Origin of the sequence: Glutamicibacter sp. AOP5-A2-18, from assembly GCF_052446055.1 — a bacterium.
In the GTDB taxonomy this organism is placed as follows: domain Bacteria; phylum Actinomycetota; class Actinomycetes; order Actinomycetales; family Micrococcaceae; genus Glutamicibacter.
Window position 1 is genome coordinate 1834001 of sequence record NZ_JBQSVW010000001.1, and the last position, 26671, is coordinate 1860671.

Annotated in this window: 25 protein-coding genes; 9 read left to right on the plus strand and 16 right to left on the minus strand. The window is 54.9% G+C overall.

Going from position 1 to position 26671, the window contains the following annotated elements:
• Positions 1–122 precede the first annotated feature (122 nt).
• Both ACT3RW_RS08725 and thrS read right to left on the minus strand, forming a co-directional pair.
• Positions 123–686 (minus strand): HIT family protein, encoded by a 564-nt coding sequence (locus ACT3RW_RS08725; RefSeq protein WP_131088295.1) that lies wholly within the window; start codon positions 684–686, stop codon positions 123–125.
• A 32-nt stretch (positions 687–718) separates the two neighbouring features.
• Positions 719–2734, minus strand: coding sequence for a threonine--tRNA ligase (gene thrS / locus ACT3RW_RS08730; RefSeq protein ID WP_444613496.1), 2016 nt, complete (start codon positions 2732–2734; stop codon positions 719–721).
• A 323-nt stretch (positions 2735–3057) separates the two neighbouring features.
• On the opposite strand from thrS, the gene ACT3RW_RS08735 reads away from it, so the two are divergent.
• Positions 3058–3498 carry a VOC family protein gene (locus tag ACT3RW_RS08735; protein WP_444613497.1) on the plus strand — a complete coding sequence of 147 codons (441 nt, stop codon included), beginning with the start codon at positions 3058–3060 and terminating at the stop codon, positions 3496–3498.
• Here the strand turns inward: ACT3RW_RS08735 and ACT3RW_RS08740 are convergent, their stop codons facing one another.
• Together ACT3RW_RS08740 and ACT3RW_RS08745 are read right to left on the minus strand one after the other, a co-directional pair.
• A complete protein-coding gene (locus ACT3RW_RS08740; RefSeq protein ID WP_444613498.1) occupies positions 3499–6954 on the minus strand; it encodes a DNA polymerase III subunit alpha in 3456 nt (1151 codons plus the stop codon). It abuts the gene before it with no gap.
• A 37-nt stretch (positions 6955–6991) separates the two neighbouring features.
• Positions 6992–7300 carry a DUF6504 family protein gene (locus ACT3RW_RS08745; RefSeq protein ID WP_347559253.1) on the minus strand — a complete coding sequence of 103 codons (309 nt, stop codon included), beginning with the start codon at positions 7298–7300 and terminating at the stop codon, positions 6992–6994.
• A gap of 306 nt (positions 7301–7606) precedes the next feature.
• On the opposite strand from ACT3RW_RS08745, the gene ACT3RW_RS08750 reads away from it, so the two are divergent.
• Complete coding sequence (locus ACT3RW_RS08750) at positions 7607–8692, plus strand: S-(hydroxymethyl)mycothiol dehydrogenase (protein WP_131088300.1); 1086 nt, start codon at positions 7607–7609, stop codon at positions 8690–8692.
• Complete coding sequence (locus ACT3RW_RS08755; protein ID WP_131088301.1) at positions 8692–9321, plus strand: MBL fold metallo-hydrolase; 630 nt, start codon at positions 8692–8694, stop codon at positions 9319–9321. The genes ACT3RW_RS08750 and ACT3RW_RS08755 overlap by 1 nt, the downstream gene beginning before the upstream one ends.
• Positions 9322–9421: 100 nt before the next feature.
• Here the strand turns inward: ACT3RW_RS08755 and ACT3RW_RS08760 are convergent, their stop codons facing one another.
• Positions 9422–10150 (minus strand): SOS response-associated peptidase, encoded by a 729-nt coding sequence (locus ACT3RW_RS08760; protein ID WP_131088302.1) that lies wholly within the window; start codon positions 10148–10150, stop codon positions 9422–9424.
• Between the two features lie 123 nt (positions 10151–10273).
• On the opposite strand from ACT3RW_RS08760, the gene ACT3RW_RS08765 reads away from it, so the two are divergent.
• A complete protein-coding gene (locus tag ACT3RW_RS08765; RefSeq protein WP_131088303.1) occupies positions 10274–10552 on the plus strand; it encodes a mycoredoxin in 279 nt (92 codons plus the stop codon).
• Positions 10553–10641: 89 nt separating this feature from the next.
• Here ACT3RW_RS08765 and ACT3RW_RS08770 read toward each other — a convergent pair whose 3' ends face one another.
• On the minus strand, positions 10642–11379 hold the full coding sequence (locus tag ACT3RW_RS08770) for a lipoate--protein ligase family protein (RefSeq protein WP_131088304.1): 738 nt from the start codon (positions 11377–11379) through the stop codon (positions 10642–10644).
• A gap of 95 nt (positions 11380–11474) precedes the next feature.
• Between ACT3RW_RS08770 and ACT3RW_RS08775 the strand changes: the two genes are divergently transcribed.
• A complete protein-coding gene (locus tag ACT3RW_RS08775) occupies positions 11475–12080 on the plus strand; it encodes a uridine kinase family protein (protein ID WP_444613499.1) in 606 nt (201 codons plus the stop codon).
• A gap of 7 nt (positions 12081–12087) precedes the next feature.
• Here ACT3RW_RS08775 and ACT3RW_RS08780 read toward each other — a convergent pair whose 3' ends face one another.
• Both ACT3RW_RS08780 and ACT3RW_RS08785 read right to left on the minus strand, forming a co-directional pair.
• Positions 12088–12906 (minus strand): thioesterase family protein, encoded by an 819-nt coding sequence (locus ACT3RW_RS08780; RefSeq protein WP_131088306.1) that lies wholly within the window; start codon positions 12904–12906, stop codon positions 12088–12090.
• A 70-nt stretch (positions 12907–12976) separates the two neighbouring features.
• Positions 12977–13552, minus strand: a complete 576-nt coding sequence (locus ACT3RW_RS08785) for a helix-turn-helix domain-containing protein (protein WP_444613500.1) — start codon at positions 13550–13552, stop codon at positions 12977–12979.
• Between the two features lie 77 nt (positions 13553–13629).
• Here ACT3RW_RS08785 and ACT3RW_RS08790 point away from each other — a divergent pair, with 77 nt between their 5' ends.
• Complete coding sequence (locus ACT3RW_RS08790; protein ID WP_444613501.1) at positions 13630–14538, plus strand: NAD(P)/FAD-dependent oxidoreductase; 909 nt, start codon at positions 13630–13632, stop codon at positions 14536–14538.
• Positions 14539–15182: 644 nt separating this feature from the next.
• Complete coding sequence (locus ACT3RW_RS08795; RefSeq protein WP_013349123.1) at positions 15183–15386, plus strand: cold-shock protein; 204 nt, start codon at positions 15183–15185, stop codon at positions 15384–15386.
• Positions 15387–15463: 77 nt separating this feature from the next.
• On the opposite strand, the gene ACT3RW_RS08800 is transcribed toward ACT3RW_RS08795, so the two are convergent.
• From ACT3RW_RS08800 to poxB, 7 genes are all read right to left on the minus strand, one after another.
• A complete protein-coding gene (locus ACT3RW_RS08800) occupies positions 15464–16684 on the minus strand; it encodes an FAD-dependent oxidoreductase (RefSeq protein ID WP_444613502.1) in 1221 nt (406 codons plus the stop codon).
• Positions 16685–16920: 236 nt separating this feature from the next.
• Positions 16921–17895 (minus strand): class 1b ribonucleoside-diphosphate reductase subunit beta, encoded by a 975-nt coding sequence (gene nrdF, locus ACT3RW_RS08805; protein ID WP_131088310.1) that lies wholly within the window; start codon positions 17893–17895, stop codon positions 16921–16923.
• A gap of 213 nt (positions 17896–18108) precedes the next feature.
• Positions 18109–20247, minus strand: coding sequence for a class 1b ribonucleoside-diphosphate reductase subunit alpha (gene nrdE / locus ACT3RW_RS08810; protein WP_131088311.1), 2139 nt, complete (start codon positions 20245–20247; stop codon positions 18109–18111).
• Positions 20244–20729 carry a class Ib ribonucleoside-diphosphate reductase assembly flavoprotein NrdI gene (gene nrdI / locus ACT3RW_RS08815; RefSeq protein ID WP_131089769.1) on the minus strand — a complete coding sequence of 162 codons (486 nt, stop codon included), beginning with the start codon at positions 20727–20729 and terminating at the stop codon, positions 20244–20246. The genes nrdE and nrdI overlap by 4 nt, the downstream gene beginning before the upstream one ends.
• Positions 20730–20771: 42 nt before the next feature.
• Positions 20772–21002, minus strand: coding sequence for a glutaredoxin-like protein NrdH (nrdH, locus tag ACT3RW_RS08820; protein ID WP_131088312.1), 231 nt, complete (start codon positions 21000–21002; stop codon positions 20772–20774).
• Positions 21003–21558: 556 nt separating this feature from the next.
• A complete protein-coding gene (locus ACT3RW_RS08825) occupies positions 21559–22293 on the minus strand; it encodes a YggS family pyridoxal phosphate-dependent enzyme (protein ID WP_262197637.1) in 735 nt (244 codons plus the stop codon).
• A 74-nt stretch (positions 22294–22367) separates the two neighbouring features.
• The gene (poxB, locus tag ACT3RW_RS08830) at positions 22368–24092 is read right to left on the minus strand and encodes a ubiquinone-dependent pyruvate dehydrogenase (protein ID WP_131088314.1); all 1725 of its coding nucleotides are present in this window, start codon (positions 24090–24092) and stop codon (positions 22368–22370) included.
• A 251-nt stretch (positions 24093–24343) separates the two neighbouring features.
• Between poxB and ACT3RW_RS08835 the strand changes: the two genes are divergently transcribed.
• On the plus strand, positions 24344–24703 hold the full coding sequence (locus tag ACT3RW_RS08835) for a cupin domain-containing protein (RefSeq protein WP_444613503.1): 360 nt from the start codon (positions 24344–24346) through the stop codon (positions 24701–24703).
• Positions 24704–24726: 23 nt separating this feature from the next.
• On the opposite strand, the gene ACT3RW_RS08840 is transcribed toward ACT3RW_RS08835, so the two are convergent.
• The gene (locus tag ACT3RW_RS08840; protein ID WP_444613504.1) at positions 24727–25791 is read right to left on the minus strand and encodes a PLP-dependent cysteine synthase family protein; all 1065 of its coding nucleotides are present in this window, start codon (positions 25789–25791) and stop codon (positions 24727–24729) included.
• 59 nt (positions 25792–25850) lie between these two features.
• Here ACT3RW_RS08840 and ACT3RW_RS08845 point away from each other — a divergent pair, with 59 nt between their 5' ends.
• The gene (locus ACT3RW_RS08845) at positions 25851–26630 is read left to right on the plus strand and encodes a hypothetical protein (protein ID WP_444613505.1); all 780 of its coding nucleotides are present in this window, start codon (positions 25851–25853) and stop codon (positions 26628–26630) included.
• Positions 26631–26671 lie beyond the last annotated feature (41 nt).

Sequence of the window (26671 nt, forward strand, 5' to 3'; positions counted from 1 at the left end):
CAGAGCTTCTTCTTCGGGTTAATGCACCTTGGGTGTGCGTGGCGACTGATCACCGGGGTTAAACAGAAAGTGGCGGTAGGAATAATTGGATATTCCTACCGCCATACAACACTGATGTGTGTTTAGCTCGGGTTCTCGCTGTCCCATGCCGCAGCGATGGCCTCACGAACCTCAGAAAGTGTCTGCGGGATCGCTTTTGTTTGAGCAATGATCGGGAAAAAATTCCCGTCTCCGCTCCATCGAGGCACAATGTGCTGATGCAGGTGAGCAGCAATTCCCGCTCCCCCGGATTCACCCTGGTTCATGCCCAAGTTAAAACCGCTTGGGTTCGAGACCTTACGCAAAACCCGCATTGACTGCTGAGCCAGCGCCGCCATTTCTGCGGTTTCTTCCACCGTGATGTCGGTGTAGTTAGGCACATGGCGGTAGGGGCACACCAGCAAATGCCCCGGGTTGTACGGGAAGAGATTCAAAATCACGTAGCAGGTTTCCCCGCGGTGCACGATCAACGCTTCTTCATCCGTGCGACCGGGACCAGCACAGAACGGGCAGCTAGCCTCATCTTTGACTTGGTCCTGGCCGCCCTTGATGTAAGCCATCCGATAGGGAGTCCATAGGCGCTGGAACGAATCCGGCACACCGGCGAGTTCAAAATCGTCGGTGACGGACTGATCTGATTCCTGCATACTTATGGGCTCCCTATCGGCACTAGTAGCAACTAGTTGTTGTTATCGCGGCTCTTGATGGCTTCAACAATGCGAGCTACTGCATCGTCGATTGGCACCTGGTTTTCCTGACTTCCGTCGCGGAAGCGGAAGGACACTGCATTCGCATCGGCATCTTCGCCACCGGCGATGAGTACAAACGGAATCTTGTCCTTGGACGCGTTGCGGATCTTCTTTGGGAAACGATCCGTTGAGTCGTCCAGTTCAACACGAACACCCTGAGCCTTGAGCTTGGCGACAACCTCGGAAAGGTAATCGTTGAAAGCCTCAGCCACTGGGATGGCGCGAACCTGGACCGGCGAAAGCCATGCAGGGAAAGCACCAGCGTAGTGCTCGGTCAGTACGCCCAAGAAACGCTCGATGGATCCGAACTTCGCAGCGTGGATCATGACCGGTTCCTGACGACTTCCGTCAGCAGCCTGGTACTCCAGACCGAATCGTGCAGGCTGGTTGAAGTCGTACTGAACGGTACCCATCTGCCAGGTACGGCCGATGGCATCTTTAGCCTGAACCGAGATCTTCGGACCGTAGAATGCGGCTCCACCTGGATCAGCAACCAGCTCAACACCGGTTTCAGTGGCGACACGTTCTAGCACGGCGGTGGCTTCTTCCCACTGCTCGTCCGACCCGATGAACTTATCCGATTCAGGATCGCGAGTGGATAGCTCCAGGTAGAAGTCATCCATACCGAAGTCGCGCAGCAACGAAAGCATGAAGTTCAGCAGGTGCTCAACTTCAGCCGGTGCCTGTTCCTTGGTGACGTAGGAGTGCGAGTCATCCTGGGAGAAACCGCGCACGCGGGTTAGGCCGTGGACCACACCGGACTTCTCGTAGCGGTAGACGTGACCGAATTCGAACAAGCGCAGTGGCAGTTCGCGGTAAGAACGTCCGCGGCCACGGAAGATCAGGTTGTGCATCGGGCAGTTCATTGCCTTCAGACGGTATTCCTGACCCGGCTTGGTGATGTTGCCATCTTCGTCGCGCTCTTCATCGATATGAAGTGGCGGGAACATGGTGTCCGCGTAGTAAGGCAAGTGACCCGAGGTGTGGAAGAGCCCATCCTTGGAGATGTGTGGGGTGCCCACGTACTGGAAGCCTTCTTCTACGTGGCGATCGCGCACGTAGTCTTCCATCTCGCGCTTGATGATGCCGCCCTTAGGGTGGAACACCGGCAGGCCCGAGCCAAGTTCATCCGGGAAGGAGAACAGGTCCAGCTCGGCACCGAGCTTGCGGTGGTCGCGACGCTCAGCCTCAGCCAGACGCTCCTGGTAGGCCTTGAGGTCTTCCTTGGTTGGCCATGCGGTACCGTAGATGCGCTGCAGCTGCTTGTTCTTTTCGCTTCCCAACCAGTAGGCGGCGGCCGAACGGGTCAGCGAGAAAGCGTTCTTGATCAGCTTGGTGTTTGGCAGGTGCGGGCCGCGGCAAAGATCCTTCCACACAATGTCGCCGGACTTGCGGTCAACGTTGTCGTAGATGGTGGTTTCGCCGGCGGCCACCTCAACGGTCACGCCTTCACCGGAGGTATCGGCCGAGTCAGCCTTGGCCAGCAGCTCGCACTTGTATGGCTCGTTAGCCATTTCTGCCTTGGCTTCTTCTGGCGAAACTTCACGGCGGGCAAAGAGCTGGTTCTGGTTGACGATCTTAAGCATCATCTTTTCCAGCTGCTTCAGATCTTCTGGGGTGAATGGCTCAGCGACATCGAAGTCGAAGTAGAAACCGTCAGTGATGTACGGTCCAATGCCCAGCTTGGCATCGGGGCGCAACTGCTGCACAGCTTGAGCCATGACGTGGGCAGTGGAGTGACGCAGCACCTCCAACCCTTCTGGGTCGGTGATGGTTACGCGGGTGACAGTGGTTCCAGCAACAAGTTCGCGGGCCAGGTCGCGTAGGACACCATCGACGTGCATAACAACCACGTCTTTATCATTGGTGAAATACTGCAGACCGGTTGTTCCCGCGTCCACCTGTACCTGCTCGCCGTCAATGGTGAGAGTCAGCTGCTCGCTCATGAGATCGGGTTCTACCTTTCAATCTGGGATGGCTTCATAGCTTGTGGCATACCTTGGCCACAGCCAGCCAGAATCCAGTTTAGTTCAGGACCTCACTTCAGCGCGCGTTCACTTCGGGTTTCGGGAGGATTGTTGACCCACATGTGATTCGTTCAACAACGAGTCTGCATTAAACAGGCTCATGACATACCCAAACTCTTTGGGCCCACTGGTCAAGACTCCTAGAACAAACTCCGCTAACCCGTGCACCAGTGGGACTCGAAAATTCGTGGAAAGCTCGATCATCCATGGCTTCTGTTATCTCAGAAGCCTAGGCTTATGTCATGAACAAACCTGCTTTCCCGGTAATCAGCGCCATCACCCTCGGTGTGCGCGATGTCGGAATTTCCACCAAGTTCTACACCGAGGGCTTGGGGTTCGAACTGGTTCAACCAGCTCACCCGGAGATCGCTTTTGTCCGCGCAGGCTACGGTCTGATGCTTGCCCTTTGGGATGTAAAACAGATGCCGTCCGAGTACGGAAATGTCGGTCACAGCAAAATGGCTCCCCCACTTTCTTTGGGGCATAACGTGCATTCGGATAATGAAGTGGATCATCACTACCGGCGAGCGCTGGATGCGGGCGCTAGCTCGATCTCTGAGCCAACGGTGCAGCCGTGGGGTGGCAAGAGTGCGTGCGTAGCTGATCCGGATGGTTTCCGTTGGGACTTTGTGCATAACCCTTCGTTTGTTATCGATGCCAACGGGCATATTTCTTCGGTTTAGTCACGCCCCACGCTGATCAAGCCCTTCGGCCTCCATACGTTTGGCGAGTTCGCCGACGCTCTCGCTCTTGCGTGCGCCCTCGCCGAACTTTGGTCGGTAACTAATTTGCGGTCGTCCTTGTTCTTCAAGGTATCCGGCGACCGGCAACGATTCTGACTGATGCAGATCCCAAGCGTTCAGTGCTTGTAGTGAGATGCCACGTGGTCCGGTGCGTCGGGTGACTCCATGGATGAGCAACATGCGGGTAGAGAAGAGTAAAGGCCCGGTGCGTTGTTGTGTGTCATCGAAGAAGGTGGCATCGATACAGCCGGTCCCGTCATCCACGGAAATGAAGACCACGCGTTTACCGCCACGCATAGGTGGTGTTTGAGTGGCTATGCGCACTCCGGCGACTAGTACCTCGGTGCCGTTACGCAGGTGTAGTAGTTCCGCTGCTTGGGTAATAGGCAGGTGTGAGAGCCTGCGCCTATAGGAAGTCATCAAATGCTCACTGGCATCTAGGTGCATCAGGTCTAGTTCGGTGCGTACTACCTCGGCCGGGTCCAGCTGTGTTCCGGTGGCTTTGATGTGTTCGATCTGCCCGAGGTCCAGTGCCAGTTGGCCGGGGCCGGGACGGTACTTGGCCGGCAGAGAGCTGTGCACCATCGATTGAGTGTGAGCGATTGTATCGGCACGAGAGGTTCCTGCCAGTAAAGAGTCAAAGACACCAAGCGCGGCAAGGTTTTGGTAGGTACGTCGTGAGAGCCCTGCGCGGGCGCGGACATCTGCGAGGTGCTCATATGGCTGGCCCGCCACTAGTCGCTGGACTTCGCGTTCACTCATCTGGTGAATGTCGCGGAAGGCTAACCGGATTCCGTAGCGTCCGGGGCGTTGTGATCCTACGGCTCTGGGCACCATGGGAACCTTCGCTGGAGCGTATTCGAATACTCGTTCGACTCGATAGTGTCCGTTGGAGCGGTTGATATCTAGCGGGAGGATAGGGACGCCCATACGCCGCGCTTCGGAAACCAGTAATCGTTTGGGGTACATGCCTGGGTCGTGTTCCCAGATCCCAGCGAGGAAAGCCTCGGGGTGATGCGCTTTGAGCCAAGCCGAGTGATAGGTGGGTACGGCAAAGGCAGCCCCGTGGGCTTTGCAGAAGCCAAAGGACCCGAACCCAGAGAGCACCTCCCAGACTTGATCAATAGTTTCCTGGCTGTAGCCGCGCTTGGTTGCCTCGGTACGCACGTAGCGTTCAACGGCTGGTTCTTTCTCTGGGTTGCCAAGCAGGCGCCGGTAGACATCAGCCATCCCTAGACCACAGCCGGTCAGCACATCAAGCATGCGCAACACCTGCTCGTGGAAGACGGTAACCCCGTGGGTTTCGGCGAGCGCAGGGATCAGGTCTGGGTGCAGGTATTGGGCGGGAGCGAATCCGTGGCGGTGTTCTAGATAGGGCTTGACCATATTCGACTGCATGGGCCCGGGACGGAAGAGCGAGATGTCGATGATCAGATCGTTAAACTCACGGGGAGCGAGTTTGCCAACCAGTTCACGCTGTCCTGGGGACTCAATCTGAAAGCAGCCCAGGGTGTGAGTGGAGCGGATCAGATCAAAGGTGGGTTCATCATCGAGTGGCACCTTGGCTAGGTCAATCGCTCCACTGGCATCGATGTAACTGTCGTTAGTGTGTCCGCCTGCACGAGACGCTTGCTCCTTGCTTGGGTGCATGCGAGCGATCTCTTCAAGCGTGTAGGCGATGGCTGATTGCATGCGCACCCCGAGCACGTCGAGCTTGATCAACCCCATCAGGTCCATATCGTGCTTGTCGAACTGGCTCATCTGCAATCCGATGCCTGAGGGCTGCACCGGGGTACGGTCCAGCAAGCTCGCATCAGAGAGGATCACCCCGCAGGGGTGCATGGAGATATGTCTTGGCAGTCGGTCCAATCGTTCGGTGGCGTCAATGAGAATATCGAGCTGAGTGTCATCGGTAATGCGCTGTGCTAACGCTGCTAACTCTGGCTTCTCCACCAGCGCTTCACGGAAAGAGGAGGCAGAGAAGCGCCAGAGCTGTTTGGCGATCTCGTCCACTTGCTCCTGCTCTACACCCAAGGCAGCACCTGCGTCGCGGACAGCGCCACGGGCGCGGTAAGCATTCTGCATGCTCATCAGGCTGACGCGTTCCTCACCGAAGCTGGAGAAAATCTTGTGATAGATCTCGTGGCGTCGCGCGGATTCAACGTCAATATCAATATCGGGCAGGGTGGTGCGGGTATCGGAGAGGAAACGTTCGAACACTAGGTCGTGGGCCAACGGGTTTACTTGGCTAATACCTAAAAGGTAGTTCACTAACGAGGATGCGCCTGAGCCTCGGGCGGCTACGCGTACGCCCATCTCGGTGATCAGGTTTACGGTCTCCGCCACAGTGAGGAAGTAGCCGGCGAAGTCCAACCGTTCGATCACGCCCAGCTCTAGGGCTAGGCGTTCTTCTACTACGTTTGGTGCTTCGTTTCGTAATAGGGTGGGCACGGCCCCGTATACACGATCGGTGAGTTCTTGCATGGCCGGTCGATACAGGCCGATCACCCTGGCTTCCGGAATGACCGGCGACTTCCACCCCAGGTCCGTTACGGGATCTATTGCCGCCCAGTGTGCCACCGCTTCGGTTTCCCGCAGCATCTGGTGCGCCCAGCTCCTTTCGGTAGCTTGGCCGATTTCGGTAGCCAGTTGAAACATCTCGTGCGGTGTTTTCAGCCACCCTTGCCCGTTGGGTTGGCAGAAATCCAGATTTTTCAGGCTATGTAGAGCCCGCGCCGAGTCCAAAATGTCTGCGGTGACTGCCCCGTCGGGGTCTACGTAGCGCACGGCGTTGGACAGTACCGCTTTGATCTGGCGTTCGTAGGCGTAGCGCAGTAGGCGTGATGCTTCACCTAAGCTGTGGCGCGAGCCAGGAGTGGAGAGGTGCGTGGTGATTTCTACCCGCAGCATTTTTCCAACTCGTTTTTTCCACTCGGCCAACAGTCCGCGGGCTTTAGCGTAATTCCCCTTCAGGATTGCTCGAGCTACGTCTGATTCACCACCCAGCAGGAGCATCAGGTTTCCGCTTTTACTTAGCTGGCCCAACTGATTAGCGCTGAGCCCAGGCACGCCGTGAGCTGTATTGTGCGCGAGGCTGATAGCCCGGCAGAGTGCTGCATATCCAAGACCATTGTTGTGTCCCTGCGCCAGTAAAACGATCCTGCCTAGAGTTTCCCCATTGTCATCGAGTACAGCTAGATTCACTCCGAGAATGGGAGCTATACCTTCTGCCATGCAGGCGGCTACATGTTTGACCGTCCCGTAAAGCCCATCCCTATCAGTAAGCGCCAGCATAGGTGCTCCCTGCGCCTTGGCTGCTTGAGCCAGAGTGCGTGGATGCGACACCCCGTAATGGGCGCTATAGGAAGAACTGACGTTCAGATGGGTAAAGCTCATAACGGTCCTTCGAAAATATGTTCCCCTGCCCGTAAGCTCAGGCGCTTTGGGCCAGCTCTTGATGCACGCGCACCAGCCGCCACCTCTCGGTTTGCGCATCAAAGCTCACATCAAAGGTGTGCTCTTGTTTGGATCCGCTCACCGCAACCAACTGCAGGCGCCACATCTCATAGTCAGCGAGCCCTGCCCCGATCCCCCGAGGAATCCGCAGGTTTTCGTCCCACCACTTGCGACGTTCAAACCAACGCTGAGGTTCAGCAACCAGTCGGTAGTCCCGCCCCTGCCACTTCACGCGCAGTGGCATTCCGTTTGCTGCACGGGCAACCTCAATTGACTCGGTGAACATCCCCACGTGTGCACTCCTTACTTAGTAGAACCAGTCTATTCGAATACTTGTTCGAACGATAGTTACACTAGTCATCGGCTCCGACAGTTTGGCGCCGAGGGGAACTGGGGCACCTTGCGCAGCAAAATAAATCTCTGCGCAGCTTCACTAGTAGCCAGCCGCAGAGCAACAAAAGATGTGAAAGTCACTGACGACTTGGCTCTGGGCGAAACCGGGTGCGTCATTGTGCCGCGAATGCTCGATTAGTACCGAACACACCGATAGCATCGAAACAGCAACACTCAATCGTTTCAGGAGTTAAATCCCATGCCTCATAAGGTCAAAGCCGTCATTTCCCGTGTTAAGGACGCACCAGTTGAGGTCGTCGATATCATCGTTCCGGACCCAGGTCCCGGAGAAGTAGTTGTCGACGTGCTCACTACCGGCGTCTGCCACACCGACTTGCACTACAAGCTCGGTGGCATCGGCGATGAATATCCTTACCTGTTGGGCCACGAGTCCACCGCAGTAGTCAGCCAGATTGGCGAGAACGTCACCAACGTCAAAGTTGGCGACCGCGTTATCCTGAACTGGCGTGCAGTCTGTGGCCAGTGCCGCGCCTGCGCCAAGGGTCAGCCAAAGTACTGCTTTAATACCTTCAATGCCACCCAGAAGATGACCCTTGAGGACGGCACCGAACTATCCCCAGCACTGGGCATTGGTTCCTTCGCCGAAAAGACCTTGGTTCACTCCGGTCAGTGCACCATTGTTGACGAAGATGCTGATCCAGCAGCTGTAGGTCTGCTCGGCTGTGGTGTCATGGCTGGCATCGGTGCAGCTATCAACACCGGCGAAGTAAAGCGTGGCGAGTCGGTAGCCGTGATCGGTTGTGGCGGTGTTGGCGCAGCTGCCATTGCCGGCGCGCAGCTAGCCGGTGCGACCACCATCATCGCCGTGGACGTCAACGCAGACAAGCTGGAAGGTGCAAAGAAGTTCGGCGCCACCCACACCGTTAACTCTTCCAAGGTTGACGCTGTTGAGGCTATCCAGGAACTGACCGGTGGCTTCGGCGCCGACGTTGTCATTGACGCAGTAGGCCGCCCAGAAACCTACAAGCAGGCCTTCTACGCTCGTGACCTTGCCGGCCGCGTTGTGCTCGTGGGTGTCCCAACCCCAGAGATGAAGCTGGAACTGCCATTGCTTGATGTCTTCGGCCGCGGCGGATCACTAAAGAGCTCGTGGTACGGCGATTGCTTGCCAAGCCATGATTTCCCGATGCTGGTTGAGCAGTACAAGCTCGGACGTCTTGACCTCGGTGCCTTTGTCACCGAGCGCATCTCTATTGACCAGATCGAGGAAGCCTTCAACAAGATGCACGAAGGTACCGTGCTGCGTTCGGTGGTGGAAATCTAATGACCGCTCGTATCGAAAACGTAGTTACCTCAGGTACCTTCTCTCTCGACGGTGGCACGTGGGACGTTGATAACAATGTCTGGATCATCGGTGATGACTCAGAGGTACTAGTCATTGATCCTGCCCACGATATTGAGAAGATTCGTGAAGTCATCGGCGAACGCGAAGTGATGGCAGTTGTGCTCACCCACGGACACGACGACCACATCCGAGTAGCCGGCGAATTTTCTGACGCCGTGGATGCTCCGCTCTTCCTCAACATGGAAGATCGCATGCTCTGGGATGCTGTCTACCCAGAGCGCGACGTAGACGCTGAAATCAACGATGGTGACACGTTCACCATCGCTGGTACAACCCTCACGGCGCTACATACCCCGGGCCACTCGCCGGGGTCCACCAGCTTCTATGCAGAAGATCTGGGTGTGCTCTTCAGTGGTGACACCCTGTTCAACGGTGGCCCGGGCGCGACCGGGCGCAGCTACTCGAGCTTCGAAACGATCATCGAATCGATTCGGACCAAGTTGCTGACCCTGCCTGAACAGACTGTAGTGAACACCGGCCATGGTGACGCCACCACCATCGGTGCGGAAGCCCCGAATCTGGACGAGTGGATCAAGCGCGGCCACTAAAAGGCTCATTAGACACTTTCGGCAGTCAACCATCAGTGGTTGGCTGCCGAAATGTTTAAAGGGTGCTTTTTGAAACATTCTTAGCCGCTGGCGTCGCTGGCTAGAACAGTGCGTTGCTGTGCGCTTCGATAAGTTGCGGAGAATCATTGCGCACATTACCAACCGCCTTATCAACCTCGTGCATGGTCCAAGTTGATGCGACGTCAAAAGCTTGAGCCCGCAATTCCTCGATTAACCCTTGACCGTCTGCTTCCGCAGGGTTCATCCACCGTGCCATCATTTGATGGTCCATCGGAATCGGCAATCGGTCATGCAGCCCAGCAAGCTCACCAAGCACCCCGGGCTCATCGGCGGAAGGCGACTCCATAGTCAGAATCGAGGTGGAGAGGATCCATGTGTCATCCTCGTCCTTCCACCACTCATACAGTCCAGCAAAAAAGATCAACTTCTCATCTTCACGGTGCACAAAGAAGGGACGCTTTTTGCTCCCCTCTTTCTTCCACTCGTAATAGCCCTGGACGGGAACCGCAGCCCGACGTTTTTTCACCGCTGCTCTAAAGGTCGGCTTGCTGGCCGCAGTTTCGCTACGTGCGTTAAAAGCTCTAACGCCTACGGACAGTTCCTTCGCCCATCCAGGAACCAGTCCCCACCGAGCAACATGGATTTGCCTGTGCAACTGATCATCAATCAGACGCTCTAGCACTACCGGCACATCAGTGGTTGGGGCTACGTTCCACGACTGTCGCAGTTCAAGGTTTTCGTCAGCCTCAGCTTCGGCCTCAGCAACTAAATCACCGATTGCCTTGGCCATCACGTACCGTCCACACATTTTCTGCTCCTCGTACCGCCCGGGGGAAATCTGCTCCCAGTCTAACCATCAAGTTCAAGGAAATCAGAGAAAATTCTGGGCCACTTTGGGAACAAACACAATAGGGTCACGGTTATACCCTGTATGAGCAACGAATTGAACCTTGACCAGTACGTTCCTGACGCAGGTGGCGTCACCATGTTCACCACTAGCTGGTGCGGATACTGCCGTAACCTCAAGCGTCTGATGGATCAGAAGGGTGTGGCATACACCGAGGTAAACATCGAAGAAGTTGAAGGTACCGCTGAGATTGTGGAGTCCTTCAACAACGGCAATCAGACGGTTCCGACATTGATCTTCCCTGATGGCACTGCTGCCACCAACCCACGAATCGAAGAAGTTGTAGAGCGCATCGGCGCCTAATTAGTTACACCAAGTATCAGCGTTGACCCCAATAAAAAATCGGTACTTGAATTTCAGGTACCGATTTTTTGTTGCCCAGAGTTGTTAGCTCATGCGCCGATCAAGCTGACATGCTCCCGGTATTCCTCAAGGAGCGCAGCGATGAAGGCTTCAGTAGTTGCGGGGGCGACAAGATCGCTGGCGGCACCCACCGTCGTCGGGTCCATCGGGATTTCCATTGCTTGATAGACAGCGTTCAGCACCTGACGCAGTGGCTCTGAATCCTCAATGACAAACACCGAGGAGAAAAGCCATGCTCCGGCGACCACGCGCTGGGCTGTCCCCACGAGTTTTACCGGATAGTTTCGTGGCGAAGCTGAGGTTGGTAGTCCATGAACGGAGTGCTCCCCCGGGCAGTATTCTCCCGGAATGGGGCCGATCCGAGCATCAACACCCAAACGGGCAAGGGCCTTAGCATAAATATCAGCAAAAACTTCAAAGCGTTTTTGCTGTCCCAATACCGCTTCGTGTTGTGGCTCGAGGTGATCAACAATTAATGATCCACGGTGGTAGGCAGCAGCACGGCCGCCAGCCTTGCGCACCAGAGGCATGAAGCCTCGGTCTTCTGCGGCCTGACGAGCTGCTTCATATCCAGATAAACGAACATCGCGCTGGCCAAAAGCCAACGTAGGATCCGGACGATACAACCGCAGGGTCGGCCCACGATCTCCAGATTGAATTTCGCGAAGTAACTGAACCCCGCGTTCCAAATCTGCAGCAGGATCACCGCTAGGATCTTCGATTTCTAGTGTTAGCGGAGCATCCGACTGAGGATTGAACAAACTCATAACAATGAGTCTAATTCAGGCATTGGCTACCAGTGGAGTTGATGTCACAACGCAGGAATGTAGTCAGCTGAGAAATCTGCGCCATAATTATAGGCGTGCCAAATTCTTCTACTCCTGTCATCCTGATCGGCGGACCCTCCGGTTCAGGAAAGTCCTATCTCGCGTCAAAGTACGGTAATCCGCATCTGCCGCTCGACGAGTACTACCGACAGCTCAGTGAAGATGGCAATCCTGTCCCGTTCCCGCGTACCGCGTACGGCGAAGTCGACTGGGATCATTCGGGCACCTGGAATAAGGAAGCCACGCTACAAGCGATCGATGAGCTGTTGGAAAACGGCAGCACCATGGTTCCGAACTATTCGATCTCAACTTCCAGCTATGACGGGCACCGAGAAATCAGGTCAGCTGCCGGACCGATTGTCGCTGAAGGAATTTTTCTTTACGAACTGCTCGAGCCACTGAAGGCAAAGGGAATCAACGTACAGGCATACTACGTTGATGAGCCCGCGCTAGTCACTGGCATTCGTCGCTTTGTCCGCGACGTCGCCCAGCGGCGAAAGCCAGTGACCTTCCTGCTCAAACGGGGTTACGCATTGTTCCGTGTTCATGGCGCTGACCGCGAGAAGTATCGCGAGCGTCAGTTTGTTCTTATGCCCAAGCCGGAACTCAAAAAGCTACTTTCCCAACTTTCTGCATCCTGAACGCTTTCTAGCGCGAACGTACAGTCAGAATCTGTTCGGCTCGACCAAACGGACCGGTGAGATCGTGCAGTACCGTCGAGGTGAGCCCAATTCCGTCGGCGCCGAAGCTCTGTTGCACTTCTAACCCGAGCCACGAACCTTCAGGCTGTCGGTACATGTGAATCTGCAGATCCAAGTTTGGGTAGACCCAAGTCCCCTCGCTGGGCTCGACGCGTGGGGCGACACCGTTGGCGGTATCGATCAAACCTACGAGCCTAGCCATATCTGAAGCATCTGCACTATCAACAAGTGCGTACTTGGTGCGCAACCAAGCGATTCCCTTGCCAAGTCGCCAATCCTTGCCTGCCCGCATTTCGAGCGAACGAATGTACCCGCCTGGCCAACGCTGGCTAACTTGCTGTACTTCGCATTCATCTGGACCAGGAATTGTTGCATCTTCGATACCAGCGACCTGGCTCGAATCGCCTTTAATCACTCTCCATGCCCGTGCCACGATGCTGGTTCGGCCCTTGGCTGTCATCTCAGCTTCGATCAGCTCGATGGTTCGTCCCGGTCGAACCATTCGCGTGGTGATCTCAAATTCACCTGCATGGATCAATCCGTGGATTTCAAAACTCAGCCGGGCAATGCGCATGTCATCACGAGGCTGAAAGTTTTCCAGTTCGTAAGCCAAGATTCCTGACGCCGGAGCCATGTGCTGCTCGTGTTCATTCCAGGCTCCTTGCGCGTGCAATGACGAACGGTAGCGCCCCTGCCCCAAAGACTCGAAATAGTAGTCACCTTTAGCGAGAATCTTCTCGAGTTCCTCAGTGAGCTGATGCGTCATCGCTGTCCTCCTGGCGTTTGAAAATGTTGCACTGCCCTCAGGTTATCCAAGAGCGACTAAAACCAACAGACTAGTTGCCACTGTCATGCTGATGAGCTTTCTGTCCAGCGCTGTCCAAGATGCCCAAAATTTCTGCAACACCGTCTTTCGCCCAGATGGCATGCGGCGTCATCGTATCGAATTGCGCCGACTGACCCGCCTTCACGTGATACGTCCGCTCCCCCAGCTTTAACTGAATCTCACCAAGCAAAACGGTGAACCACTCTTTCCCCGGATGGATACGTAATTCGCTAGGCGCCGGCGCTTTAGAAGGATCAATACGCATCTTAGAAACGTTGACCCCATTAACGGCATCATCCGTCGAGAGCTTCCACAGAGTAATGCCGGGCAGTGAAATCGGTTCGGGCCGAATGATGATCTCAGCTTCCGACGTGGCAACAAGTTCATCGAGGCTTGTGCTTAGGGCTTTGGCGATCGGCACCAGCTGGTCCAGCGCAATCCGACGGCTTCCGGTTTCGATTCGGCTCAGTGTTGAAACGCTGAGCGAGGCCTTACTCGCCAATGACTCCAACGACCAGCCATGGTTTTGCCGTAAGGTGCGGATGCGCTGTCGGATGATCTGGTCTACTTCCAATTCTTGCGTCATGCGCAAAACGCTACACCCTCTAACGCAAACCGTCGATAAGGTAAAAATCTCAGCTTCACCATTCGAGAGGAACCATCATGGAACACTTTGAAGTCATCGTTATCGGAGGCGGCAGCGCCGGCCTGGCAGCTTCAATTGCGTTGGCACGGTCGATGCGCTCAGTACTGCTCATCGACGAAGGACAACCGCGCAACACCTCAGCACTACATGCCCACAACCTTCTAGGCCAAGAAGGCAGCAATCCTCTTGAACTCCTCAAACGTGGTCGGCAGGAAGCAGCGAGTTACGGAGTTCATCTCACCGAGGGAACCGTGAGTTCATTATCAGGCACCCTGACAGAGGGGTTTAGCGTCAAGGTTGATGCTCGGAACTTCACTGCGGAACGTATCATCCTGGCCACCGGGCTGAAGGATCAGCTTCCGCAGATCTCAGGGCTTGATCGTGCATGGGGAACCTCCGCTATCCACTGCGCCTACTGCCACGGCTGGGAAGTCCGCGACCAACAGATACTTGTCATTGGCTGCGGCCCAATGAGCGCACATCAAGCAATGATGTTTAAGCAGCTGAGTTCCAACATCAGGTTCGTCAACCACGAACCTGCCGAGCTCACCGAAGAAGGAAAGTCGATCCTCAAGGCCCTAGCCATTCCGATAGTGAACCAGAGTGTGCAAGCGCTGGAGTTTGATCAGTCAGGCACATTCGAAGCTATACGCCTAGATAACAATGAGAAACTGCACGCTCAGGCAGTGATCGTTGCTAGTGCAATGCGCGCCAACGCAGAACTCTACAAATCTCTAGGCGGCGAGTTGAGCGAACATCCGTTGGGAACATTTATCGCCGTCAACGAATCCGGGGCCACCGCGATCCCAGGTGTCTACGCTGTAGGCAACGCAAGCAATCTGGGCGCAATGGTCATGGCAGCGGCGGCGTCTGGAACTTTGGCCGGTGCCGCAATCAACGCTGAGCTACTCACCGCCGCACTGTAAAACTGTTCATACTCTTCTGCTGCCCTGCGATTCATTCCTCAGCAGCAGGAGAGAACAGTGCAACACCGCGGGACGCAACACGAGCATTCATGGTCGAAATCGCCAGAATTCCGGGCTTTTTTCGCTACGACGCGCCAACGTAGTGTCAATCACTTCGCGGGTTGGCCGAATCAATGGTACGCTTTAGTTGTTACCTCGACGCCTGCAGGTGTGACTCACCCGCCGACAGACGTTAGCAGTAGGATTTGTAGCACGGCCAACAAATCGTCTGTGCATTACAAATCGGTTCACCGATCTTCGGATTGATTGAACTCCTACCGAAACGAATTCTTCATCTTCTCTTCTTCACTGCAGATAAAACATATCGACGACTTTCAACGTCACATCTCTGTGGATTCCTTGTTCTACTCCGCTAGCGTGGGGTCATTACCCGTTAGCAGCCTGGATTCCGACGATGTTTAAGCTAGTGCAGCGACTCCCGTTTTGGCCGATACCGGCAAAATCAGTATTCGATAGTCCGTATCGACGGCAGGCGAATCGTTCTCGGCAGCTCTGCTCGAGGTAACCCAAAATTTTCCGGTTCGGAACTTCGAATCGGCAACCAGGCCACATCGTGGCCAATCAATAAATAAGGAAATAACACTATGGCCACTGGCACCGTGAAATGGTTCAACGCTGAAAAGGGCTTCGGCTTCATCGCTCCTTCTGATGGATCTGCTGACGTTTTCGCACACTACAGCGCTATCCAGAGCTTCGGTTTCCGTAGCCTCGAAGAGGGCCAGACCGTTGAGTACACCCTGGAAGCTGGTCCAAAGGGCCCACAGGCTACCAACATCCAGGCTCGCTAAGAGACTTCCTTCGAAGGTGTAGTTCCCCCGCAAGGGTTGGAACTGCACCTTCGATGTGTTTAACCCGGAAGTTCAACTCATTTTGTTCGTCGCGCTGCCAATGGTGAGTGCTCCTGAATAACACCAACACCAAGCAAACGGGCAGGTACTGAAGCCAGCTTGGGAAAATGTCGAAGCAACACAGCTACCGGCAGCGGTAAAGTGACTTCTTCGTTGCTCCGCATGATCCGCCGCAGCCCACGATGCATGATGCGTTGCACTGATTGCACAATAATCGTTGGGAGAATGCGTCGCTTCTGAACTCTTTGAACGTCTCTGTCGGAGATCGTCCATTTCCGTAAGGGTTCAGCCAGAATTCTGACGGTCGCCACCGCGTCTTGAACCGCAAGGTTGACGCCAACTCCACCAACCGGGCTCATCGCATGCGCCGAATCTCCGATGCACAATAATCCGGAGCGCCACCACCGTCGGGCACGATTAAGCTTGACGTTTAAAAGTTTCGCATCATCCAAGCTCAGATCGCCAACACCGGTGGCAAGTTCTGGAGCGGCTTCAATGATTGAACTGCGCCACGCCTGAACTCCTTGGGCTCGAAGCTCGGAATCCATGCCTTTAGGCAGCAACATCGCCATCTGCACATAGTCAGTTCTGGGAATCATGACGAACGACTTATCTCGAGCGAATGCTGGGGACAAAACATTCGGGCGATCCAATTGGCCTGGTACCTTGAACCACCAGACATCAATCGGAACTGCAAAGTCTTTCATCACAATCCCTGCGGAATCCCGAATCCTCGACCAACGCCCGTCTGCTGCGATCGTTAACAGGGCTCTGATCTCCTTGACCCCGTCTGGTCCTGAATATCGAACACCGACAATCCTGTCGCCCACACTCAAGACGTCAAGGACTTCGCAGTTCATCCGCAGATCAAAGTTCGGCTCGGCTTCCCCGGCACGAGCTAACAGATTCAAGAAGTCCCACTGTGGCGCCATCGCTATATATGGATAGGGATGATTGATCGCCGCTAGGTTCAGCACGGTAGTTACCTTGCCGTCGCGGGTAGGGAACTGTGCACCGCTAACCTTGCTGAAATCGATCTTTTCAAATTCGCTCATCAAGCCAAGCTCATCTAGCAACTGCAGCGTTGATGGATGGATTGTGTCACCGCGAAAATCTCGGAGAAAATCTGCGTGCTTCTCCAGTACGGTCACTGGCACACCACAGCGGGCCAGCAAGAGACCTGCCACCATGCCGGCAGGGCCTCCCCCGGCAATTACACATCTAGTGTCGAACTCCATCGTCGTTTCCCTTCGGGAATGATCTGCCAGTTCCAGCTTGTCACCAATGCTCGCACATGAATAGTGCTTGTAAAGCTGATCACCAGGACTTGCTAGTTTCTCGATTCAGGAAAGTTCACGTCTTGTGTTCACCGACGTAGCAATGAATTTGGAGACGATAGAAACGAGCCAGGACCTGCAGTAATCTGCAGGCCCTGGCTCATTTATACCTTTTCAGGCGACTCGAAGTTGACGGACTAGAAGTCCCAGTCCTCATCTTCGGTGTTGACTGCCTTACCAATGACGTAGGAGGAACCCGATCCGGAGAAGAAGTCGTGGTTCTCATCAGCATTCGGGCTCAACGCGGCCAGAATTGCTGGGGATACGTCGGTTACGGTCGATGGGAACATCGCTTCGTAGCCCAAGTTCATCAGCGCCTTGTTAGCGTTGTAGTGCAGGAACTTCTTAACATCTTCAGCCAAACCAACTGGATCATAAAGATCGTGAGTGTACTGAACTTCGTTTTCGTACAGCTCGTACATGAGCTCGAAGGTGTAGTCCTTCAGCTCCTGCTTGCGTTCTTCGCTAGCGCCTTCCAAGCCCTTCTGGAACTTGTAGCCGATGTAGTAGCCGTGGACGGCTTCATCGCGAATGATCAAGCGGATCAAGTCAGCGGTGTTGGTCAGCTTTGCGTGCGAGGACCAGTGCATTGGCAGGTAGAAGCCGGAGTAGAACAGGAACGACTCGAGCAGAGTCGAAGCGATCTTTCGCTTCAGTGGATCTTCACCGTGGTAGTAGCCTTCGATGATCTGAGCTTTCTTCTGCAGGTTCACGTTCTCAGTGGACCAACGGAAAGCCTCATCAATTTCCTTGGTGGATGCCAAGGTCGAGAAGATCGAGGAGTAGCTCTTTGCGTGCACCGATTCCATGAACGCGATGTTGGTGTACACGGCCTCTTCATGAGGGGTGATTGCATCTGGAATCAACGACACTGCACCGACGGTTCCCTGAATGGTATCCAGCAGGGTTAGACCGGTGAATACACGCATGGTCAGCAGCTTTTCGTCTTCGGTCAAGGTAGCCCACGACTGGATGTCGTTGGACAGCGGCACCTTCTCAGGAAGCCAGAAGTTGTTGACGAGACGGTTCCAAACCTCAACGTCTTTGTCATCCTGGATACGGTTCCAGTTGATCGCTTCAACCTTATTGGTCAGCTGAATCTTCTCGGTCATTGCCCCTCATCGAAAAGCTAAATCGTGTAACGAACTTTGCTACCAACTCTACCGTTCTTTCAAACTGTACAGAGTCAGCAAAACTTAAATCTAGCGTCAGATCTCATGTGATCTGACGTGTGTTTTTATACAAAGCAGCTGCCGTTGGTTCGGACCAAACGGCAGCTGCTTTGTGATATTAGCGCCCTATTGAGTGGCTACTAATCTCAGGCATTACAGTGCGCAGGAAACGCAACCTTCAACTTCGGTACCTTCCAAGGCCATCTGGCGCAGGCGGATGTAGTAAAGGCTCTTAATGCCCTTACGCCATGCGTAGATCTGTGCCTTGTTGATGTCACGAGTAGTTACGGTGTCCTTGAAGAACAGAGTCAACGACAAGCCCTGATCCACGTGCTGGGTAGCAGCAGCGTAGGTGTCAATGATCTTCTCGTAGCCGATCTCGTAAGCATCTTCGTAGAAGTCGATGTTCTCGTTGTTCATGTAAGGAGCCGGGTAGTAAACGCGGCCGATCTTACCTTCCTTGCGGATCTCGATCTTCGCTGCGACCGGGTGGATCGAGGAAGTCGAGTTGTTGATGTACGAGATCGAACCGGTTGGTGGAACAGCCTGCAGGTTCTGGTTGTAGATACCGTGCTCCATAACCGACGCCTTCAGAGCGTTCCAGTCTTCCTGGGTAGGAATGTGGATGTCGGCAAAGAGCTCGCGTACGCGCTCGGTTGCTGGAACCCACTGCTGGTCGGTGTACTTGTCGAAGAATTCTCCCGACGCGTACTTTGAGTTCTCGAAGTTATCGAAAGTTTCACCGCGCTCCATGGCGATCTTGTTCGACGCAGTCAATGCGTGGAACAGAATCGTGTAGAAGTAGATGTTGGTGAAGTCGATGCCTTCTTCAGAACCGTAGTAGATGTGCTCGCGAGCGAGGAAGCCGTGCAGGTTCATCTGGCCTAGGCCGATGGCGTGCGACTTCTTGTTGCCGTCTGCAATCGAAGGAACCGAACCGATGTAGGACATATCCGACACGGCGCTCAGTGCGCGGATCGCGATGTCTACAGAAGCTGCCAGGTTCTTGCCGTCCATAGCCTTGGCAATGTTCATGGAACCAAGGTTGCAAGAAATATCCTTGCCAACCTTTGAGTAGCTCAAGTCATCGCCGAATTCAGAGGCTGACGAAACCTGCAAGATTTCCGAGCAGAGGTTCGACATGGTGATACGGCCGGCAATTGGGTTTGCCTTGTTCACGGTGTCTTCGAACATGATGTACGGGTAACCGGACTCGAACTGGATCTCTGCCAGAGTCTGGAAGAAGTCACGAGCGCTGATCTTCGCCTTCTTGATACGCGAGTCATCAACCATCTCGTAGTACTTTTCAGTAACCGAGATTTCGCTGAACGGTACGCCGTAAACGCGCTCTACATCGTAAGGGCTGAACAGGTACATGTCTTCGTTCTTGCGAGCAAGTTCGAAGGTGATGTCTGGGATGACAACGCCCAAAGACAGGGTCTTGATACGGATCTTCTCATCAGCATTTTCACGCTTGGTGTCCAAGAACCGGTAGATGTCTGGGTGGTGTGCGTTCAAGTAGACCGCGCCAGCACCCTGACGTGCGCCAAGCTGGTTGGCGTAGGAGAAGGAATCTTCAAGAAGCTTCATCACTGGGATGACGCCCGAGGACTGGTTCTCAATCTGCTTGATCGGTGCACCGTGCTCACGCAGGTTGGTCAGTGATAGTGCAACACCGCCACCGCGCTTGGAAAGCTGCAGCGAGGAGTTGACCGCACGGGCGATGGATTCCATGTTGTCTTCAATACGAAGCAAGAAGCAGGAAACTAGTTCGCCACGCTGAGCCTTACCAGCGTTGAGGAAGGTTGGAGTTGCAGGCTGGAAACGACCGTCAATGATCTCGTCAACGAGCTGGGTTGCCAACTTTTCATCGCCACGAGCAAGGTGCAGTGCAACCATGCATACGCGGTCTTCGTAACGCTCTAGGTAACGCTTGCCGTCAAAAGTCTTCAGCGTGTAAGAGGTGTAGAACTTGAAGGCGCCCAAGAAAGTTTCGAAACGGAACTTCTTGTCGAAGGCGTGCTTAAACAGATCACGAATGTAGTTCATCGAGTACTGATCAAGAGTCTCGCGCTCGTAGTACTCGTGCTTTACGAGGTAAGCCAGCTTCTCGTCAAGATCATGGAAGAACACGGTGTTGTTGTTCACGTGATCCAAGAAGTACTGACGGGCTGCGTAGCGATCTACTTCAAACTGGATCTTTCCATCTGGACCGTAAAGGTTCAGCATGGCGTTCAGGTCGTTGTAGCTCAAGCCCTGGAACTGGGCTGGGAGCTCCTTTGAGCTCGTCATCGTTCCTGCCAATTCGGCGACGCTGGTGTCCAAAAGGTTTCAAGCCCTTCTTTGACTTTGAGAACGTCTTCCGACGTCCCCATAAGTTCGAATGTATAAAGTACGGGTACGTTGCATTTCTGAGCAATTCGCTTAGCCGCGATGCAGTAGTACTCGCCGAAGTTTGTGTTCCCCGCACCGATCACTCCACGAAGATTTACTCGATTTTCGTCATACCGCAGGAATTTCATGATTTGCGGAACGATGGAGTGTTTGCCTCGCTCTCCCCCATAGGTGGGGATGAGCAATACGTACGGTGCGGCGGAAATGAGCGGCGGCTCGGTGGCAAAGACCGGGATCCGAGCCGCATTCATCTCTAGTTTGTCCACGAACCTCTTGGTGTTCTCCGAAACCGAAGAGAAATAAATCAACTGCGATTTGGTGAGGTTAACTGATTCGTGGGCCTCAGCGTTTTGCTTGTCGGCAAGTGCTGTGGGTGACATCTTTTTTGCCTCCACTACAAAGTGAGCGGATTGGGCTGGTGCTTAGTTAGCTGGAGCCAGCAGATCGATCTTGTCTGGACGGAAGCCCGACCAGTGATCATCGTCGGTAACGACGACAGGTGCCTGCATGTAGCCCAAGCCACGGACGTGCTCCAACGCAGTGGCATCTTGCGAGATGTCGACCTTGTTGTACTCGACGCCCTTCTTATCCAACGCGCGGTAAGTAGCGTTGCACTGAACGCAGGAAGGCTTCGTGTAAACGGTGATGGCCATGTCCCTGATCCCCTTTAGAAAATTCTTGATGTTGGCCGGATTCCATCTGCTGATGGAAATTCCCAGCTGTCCTCTCGGATGCCTCAAAAACAGGGTCTTTGAGGTGCTACTGGTGCGAGCCGCACCAACGAGTTCAATACTACATGTTGTGTTTAGTCGGTCAAGCAGCCACAAGATGATGTATTACAAGTATGTCATTCTTCCCCCGCTACGTCCACAGGAACTGTGGATATTCGACCCCGTTTAAACCGCGATTTTTCGGGGTCTGTCAAACTTTTTCCACAGCTTCGTCGCCACAGCATGTGGGTTAAAAATTATTCTGTGACAAGTTTCTCGGCGTGTTCTCATTGCTACATCTAGTCCGCCGTGTGCCCTCGCCCCACTACATATAGTGTGGCTCCAAATGCCGACACTTCAGCTTCTAGCCCACGCGCTGTGCACAACCGGAGAACCTCAACCGGCGAGCACGGGGCAGAGGAAAGGGCAGCAAGCCAAATTAGCTCGCTGCCCTCCTATGGATCCGTCACCGGCCGCTAGTCGCTAGTTGCTCACCGTGTTAGGCGTAGTTGCGAGCGCCAAAGATTCCCTGGCCCACCCGCACCACGGTGGCACCTTCGGCAATAGCCAGTTCGTAGTCGCCACTCATGCCCATAGACAGGTGTTTAAAGCCCGCCGGCGCATCCGGCTGCAAGGACTCTAGGGTTTGACGCAACAGGGAGAAGCTCGCGCGAATCTGTTGTTCATCAGTGGTGTGGGCGGCCATAGTCATCAGCCCTACCGGATTAAGCCGATCCAACGACGACAGACCATCAAGTAACTCTGCAGCAGCTGAGGCAGAAATTCCCGACTTACTTTCCTCACCCGAGGTATTTACCTGGATGAACACCTCAAGGGTGCGGTCCTCTAGTTCTAGACGACGCTGTAGGGTTTCAGCCAGCTTCAACGAATCCAATGCGTGGAACTCATCAGCAAACTGGGCCACAAATTTTGCCTTGTTGGTTTGCAACGGGCCAATGATGGCGTAGCGCAGGTGAGGGAACTGCTCGCGGAAAATTTCGTGCTTCCCCTGAGCTTCTTGAACCTTGTTCTCCCCCAAGGTACTGACCCCGGCCGCGATGGCCAGCGACAACCGATCAACATCGATGGTCTTGGTGACCGGCAACAATCGCACAGAGTCCGCTTCACGGCCTGCAGCACTGGTGGCCGCAGCAATGCGCTGGTTCAGCGCCGCAAGGTTATTAACGAAGTCTTCGGTGGTAGCCGCGTGCGCGGCAGCAGGTTGCGAAGTCAAGACGCCTACTTTCTAGCTCTCACAAAAATGTTGCTGGCGCCAAAGGCGCCAGCAACAAGCATATGCATAAATCCTTAGAACACTTGACGCCAGTTGGTCTTGGCCAGATCCAGCAACTCATCTCCACGACCCGACAGGACCGTACGGATGGCATAGAGCGCAAAGCCCTTAGCCTGCTCGAGCTTCACATTTGGTGGCATCGACATTTCCTGGCGATCCGTGATCACATCAAGTACTGCAGGGCCATCGTGAGCCAAGAATTCCTTGACTGTGGACTCCAGCTGAGCCGAGTCCTCCACCCGGTAGCCCTTGAGTCCGGCCGCGGTGGCCACTGCACCAAAGTCAGGATTCTGCAGATCGGTGGCATAGGTGACAAAGCCGGCGGCCTTCATTTCCAGCTCAACAAAGTTCAAGGACGAGTTGTTGAAGACCACTACCTTGACCGGCAACTTATTCTGCGTTGCGGTCAGCAGTTCGCCCAGCATCATGGCTAGCCCACCGTCGCCAGCAAAGGCAATCACCTGGCGGCTACGATCCACCGCCTGGGCACCCAGAGCCTGCATCAGCGCGTTAGCCATCGAACCGTGGTTAAAGGACCCGAGCACCCGACGCTTGCCGGTCATGGTTAGGTAGCGGGCAGCCCAAATCACCGGGGAGCCAACATCGGCGGTGAAGACCGCGTCCTCATCGGCCGCTTGATCAATAAGTCGTGCAAGGTACTGCGGGTGAATCGCCGAGCCAGGCTTCGAAGGCTCAGCGAGCTCGTCAAGCTTGGTGCGCGTCTTACGGTAATGCTCTAGGGCGTGCTCCAAGTGCTTACGATGCGTTTGCACCGGCAATAGTGCGCTCAGCGCAGCGGCAGTGTCTTTGACCGTACCCACCAATGGCACGTCAACCTTGGTGCGTCGCCCAATCTGTTCGCCGCGGATGTCCACTTGGATGATCGTGGCGTTTTGTGGGTAGAACTGTTGGTACGGGAAGTCTGTGCCCAGCATCAACAGCACATCACACTCGGCGATGGCCTTAGCGCCGGAGGCGAAGCCCAGCAGGCCGGTCATGCCCACGTCGAAGGGGTTGTCGTACTCGATATGTTCCTTACCGCGCATGGCGTGGACAATCGGGGCGGCGAGCTTATCGGCTAGGGCCACGACCTCGTCATGGGCACCAGCAACGCCGGCGCCAGCAAGGATGGTCACCTTACGCGAACCCTCAAGGATCTCTGCGGCACGCTCGAGCTCCTGCTCATTGGGCAGAACACGAGGGTTGGTCTTAGCGATGAGCTGAGTTGCAGTGCGCTCCATTTCCGAGAGGGCAACGTCTCCGGCAATCACCAATACGGCGACGCCACGCTTTTCGATGGCCTCACGGATGGCGATGCGAAGCATGCGTGGCATTTGCTTTGGATCAGAAACCTGCTCAGCATAAACGGAGCACCCACGGAAAACTTCCACCGGGTTGGTTTCCTGGAAGTAGTTGGAGCCAATTTCCTCGGTGGGGATCTGTGCGGCGATGGCCAACACCGGAACTCGCGAACGATTAGCGTCGTACAGGCCGTTGATCAGGTGAAGGTTGCCAGGTCCACAGGAGCCAACGCAGACGGCCAGCTCGCCGGTAATTTCTGCTTCAGCTGCGGCGGCAAAGGCGGCGGCTTCCTCATGTCGATGGTGAACCCACTCCATTCGACCGTTCTCGCGTAGTGCATCGGTGAGTCCATTTAGCGAGTCCCCCGGGATACCGTAAATACGGCGAACCCCTTGGGCATCAAGCTGTTCAATCAGGTGGTCGGCTACATTAGGCAAAACATTCCTCCTGCACACATTTTTTTGCGGGTCTACTGCTCACAGTACCGCGCCCATCTACCTTGTGCCATGGCTACGCACCAGTTGACATGGTTCCGCTGAGCACAACAACTAGTGCCGCAGAACACATCTGCTGACACTTCTTAATGTTCAGCGTGCACCAAAGCCATGACAGGCCAGCACTTAGCTAGGCTGAACTAATAAGGCAGTGCACCAACAAGTGCACCAATACAGGAGCAAGAGGCAAGCTAATGACTCAACCGCGCCGCATGGCCAACACCAACCAACTACCTGCTGGGGTGAAAAACGGGGCGATTTGGAAGCTGGAACCAGAAGAACGATACCTTGATGCCAACGTCATCTCCTTGGCGCCAGACCAGAGCATCGGGGCACATCAAGGCCCGGCGCTCGATGTGCTGCTCCACATTTTTGCCGGCTCGGGCACCTTGGTCACCGAGGACTCGCGAATCGAGTTAACTCTCGGCGACATCATTTATCTGCCCGCTCGATCACAACGAGAATTTATCGCTGGGTCAGCTGGCTTGGCCTACTTCTCGGTGCACCAGCGTAAACGCACCCAGGGTTTGATGCCCACACCACCAGCTGGCTAAAGCAAAAAGCTAAAAAGCAAAAACTAGTGCTCGAACGTACCTGTGGCGAGGAACTGCTCCATCGCTTCGGTGTACGGGGCAAGGTTCAAGCCTTGATCATCAAGCCACTGCTGGTTGTAATAGGTGTTTGTGTAGCGCTCGCCGGAGTCGCAGAGCAGGGTCACCACACTGCCCTGCTCACCGTTTTTTAGCATCTGCGAGATGGTCTTAAACGCGGCGTAAAGGTTGGTGCCGGTGGAACCGCCAGCAAAGTACCTAGTCTTGGCACGCAGCAAGTGCATGGCTGCCAAGGAGGCTGCGTCCGGGACCTGCATCATATGGTCGATCACGCCGGGCATAAAAGAAGGCTCAACCGTCGGTCGCCCGATACCTTCAATTCTTGAACCCGTACCGGAGACGTAATCGGGGTTTCCGGTTTTCCAGCCTTCATAAAATGCGGAGCCTTCTGGGTCCGCAACACAGATGCGGGTGTCGTGCTGCTTATAACGAGCGTAGCGGCCAAAGGTTGCACTGGTTCCGCCGGTTCCGGCGCCTACGACAATCCAGCTTGGGATTGGGTGCGGTTCGGCAGACATCTGGGCATAGACCGATTCAGCAATGTTGTTATTCCCTCGCCAATCGGTGGCCCGCTCAGCGTAGGTAAACTGGTCAAGATAGTAGCCACCAGACTGGGCTGCCAACTCGCGGGCTGCAACATCTAATTGCCCAGCACCGTCAACAAGGTGGCATCGACCGCCGTAAAACTCGATGAGCTTAATCTTCTCGGTGCTCGTGGAGGCGGTTACCACCGCGATGAATTCCAGTCCGAGCATGCGCGAGAAGTAGGCTTCTGATACCGCGGTTGATCCGCTGGAAGCCTCCACCAAGGTGGTACCTTCCTTGATTCGTCCATTAACTAGTCCGTAGAGCAGCAGTGAACGGGCTAGTCGGTGTTTGAGCGAACCGGTGGGGTGCACCGACTCGTCTTTGAGGTACAGCTCAATCCCCCAGTGCGCCGGAAGCTCAAACCCCAACAGGTGTGTGTCAGCGCTGCGATTGGCGTCGGCGTTGAGCTGAGAAATTGCCTGTCGAACCCAAAGATCAGTCATATCTCAACTCTAACCGTGGCTTGCAGTTTGCACACGTCAACCGTGATAAATTCAAAACTGTGGAAATAAGGTTGGTATCCGGCGCCTACAGCGCACTCATGCTCCTTGGTTTGAGCTGGGCCTTATGGGCAGTACTCGCGGCGTCTAACCTGGTTGACGTGGCCGGTAGCTGGCTGGAACGGGACGCTTTTGTCAGTTCTGTTCCCTTGCCTGGACTGCTTCCGTGGCTCGGGCTCATGGCGGCCTTGGGCCTCTATGCCATCTGGCAAGGTATCGCGCGGTGGCGCCTTGAGCTACATCGACGTATGCGACTCTGGGTTCTTGCTGTAGTGCTCTTTAACGCCTTGTGGGTGCTGTGCCTGAAGCAGGAAATGATTGGCCTGAGCCTGATTTGCGGTTACGTCCTGCTAGCAATTCTTATTCGAATCGCCATCATGATCGATCGCAGCTTCTTGGTCCACCAGATTGATCGCTGGTTAACCAGAGCGTGTTTCGGCTTATTTGCCGGTTGGTTGGCGCTCATTATCCTGGCTCAAACCATCGCCTTCGTCGCCATCCATCACGGCGACCCGAATTCTCTGATGTTCAAAGGCGCCACGGCTTTGGTGCTCGTTCTACTCGCACTGTTCTTATGCGCTATTAGTTTCAAAAATCCCATCGGGATTTACCTCAACGCCGGAGCACTATGGGTTTTGGTCTGGATCATTATCGATCGGTACACGGGCCGAGATTCCTCGCCGTTATTTGCCACCGCCAGCCTGGTTGCCGCCATACTGATGCTCATTTGTCTGCTCAGTGCGCTACGCACACGCATCCGAAAAATCCTCGGTTCGCACTGAGCGCAACGCCGTGCGCTTGAGAGCTAACGGCTAGCTGGCTA

Bases quoted from the DNA above. Each gene is read 5' to 3' on its own strand.
- nrdI (WP_131089769.1), bottom strand. From the start codon at position 20,729: ATGTCACCCACAGCACTTGCCGACAAGCAAAACGCTGAGGCCCACGAA.
- ACT3RW_RS08750 (WP_131088300.1), top strand. From the start codon at position 7,607: ATGCCTCATAAGGTCAAAGCCGTCATTTCCCGTGTTAAGGACGCACCA.
- thrS (WP_444613496.1), bottom strand. From the start codon at position 2,734: ATGAGCGAGCAGCTGACTCTCACCATTGACGGCGAGCAGGTACAGGTG.
- ACT3RW_RS08770 (WP_131088304.1), bottom strand. From the start codon at position 11,379: ATGAGTTTGTTCAATCCTCAGTCGGATGCTCCGCTAACACTAGAAATC.
- ACT3RW_RS08835 (WP_444613503.1), top strand. From the start codon at position 24,344: ATGACTCAACCGCGCCGCATGGCCAACACCAACCAACTACCTGCTGGG.
- nrdF (WP_131088310.1), bottom strand. From the start codon at position 17,895: ATGACCGAGAAGATTCAGCTGACCAATAAGGTTGAAGCGATCAACTGG.
- ACT3RW_RS08785 (WP_444613500.1), bottom strand. From the start codon at position 13,552: ATGACGCAAGAATTGGAAGTAGACCAGATCATCCGACAGCGCATCCGC.
- ACT3RW_RS08800 (WP_444613502.1), bottom strand. From the start codon at position 16,684: ATGGAGTTCGACACTAGATGTGTAATTGCCGGGGGAGGCCCTGCCGGC.
- ACT3RW_RS08790 (WP_444613501.1), top strand. From the start codon at position 13,630: ATGGAACACTTTGAAGTCATCGTTATCGGAGGCGGCAGCGCCGGCCTG.
- ACT3RW_RS08795 (WP_013349123.1), top strand. From the start codon at position 15,183: ATGGCCACTGGCACCGTGAAATGGTTCAACGCTGAAAAGGGCTTCGGC.
- ACT3RW_RS08745 (WP_347559253.1), bottom strand. From the start codon at position 7,300: ATGTTCACCGAGTCAATTGAGGTTGCCCGTGCAGCAAACGGAATGCCA.
- ACT3RW_RS08840 (WP_444613504.1), bottom strand. From the start codon at position 25,791: ATGACTGATCTTTGGGTTCGACAGGCAATTTCTCAGCTCAACGCCGAC.
- ACT3RW_RS08755 (WP_131088301.1), top strand. From the start codon at position 8,692: ATGACCGCTCGTATCGAAAACGTAGTTACCTCAGGTACCTTCTCTCTC.
- ACT3RW_RS08725 (WP_131088295.1), bottom strand. From the start codon at position 686: ATGCAGGAATCAGATCAGTCCGTCACCGACGATTTTGAACTCGCCGGT.
- nrdE (WP_131088311.1), bottom strand. From the start codon at position 20,247: ATGACGAGCTCAAAGGAGCTCCCAGCCCAGTTCCAGGGCTTGAGCTAC.
- ACT3RW_RS08740 (WP_444613498.1), bottom strand. From the start codon at position 6,954: ATGAGCTTTACCCATCTGAACGTCAGTTCTTCCTATAGCGCCCATTAC.
- nrdH (WP_131088312.1), bottom strand. From the start codon at position 21,002: ATGGCCATCACCGTTTACACGAAGCCTTCCTGCGTTCAGTGCAACGCT.
- ACT3RW_RS08735 (WP_444613497.1), top strand. From the start codon at position 3,058: ATGAACAAACCTGCTTTCCCGGTAATCAGCGCCATCACCCTCGGTGTG.
- ACT3RW_RS08760 (WP_131088302.1), bottom strand. From the start codon at position 10,150: ATGTGTGGACGGTACGTGATGGCCAAGGCAATCGGTGATTTAGTTGCT.
- ACT3RW_RS08765 (WP_131088303.1), top strand. From the start codon at position 10,274: ATGAGCAACGAATTGAACCTTGACCAGTACGTTCCTGACGCAGGTGGC.
- ACT3RW_RS08780 (WP_131088306.1), bottom strand. From the start codon at position 12,906: ATGACGCATCAGCTCACTGAGGAACTCGAGAAGATTCTCGCTAAAGGT.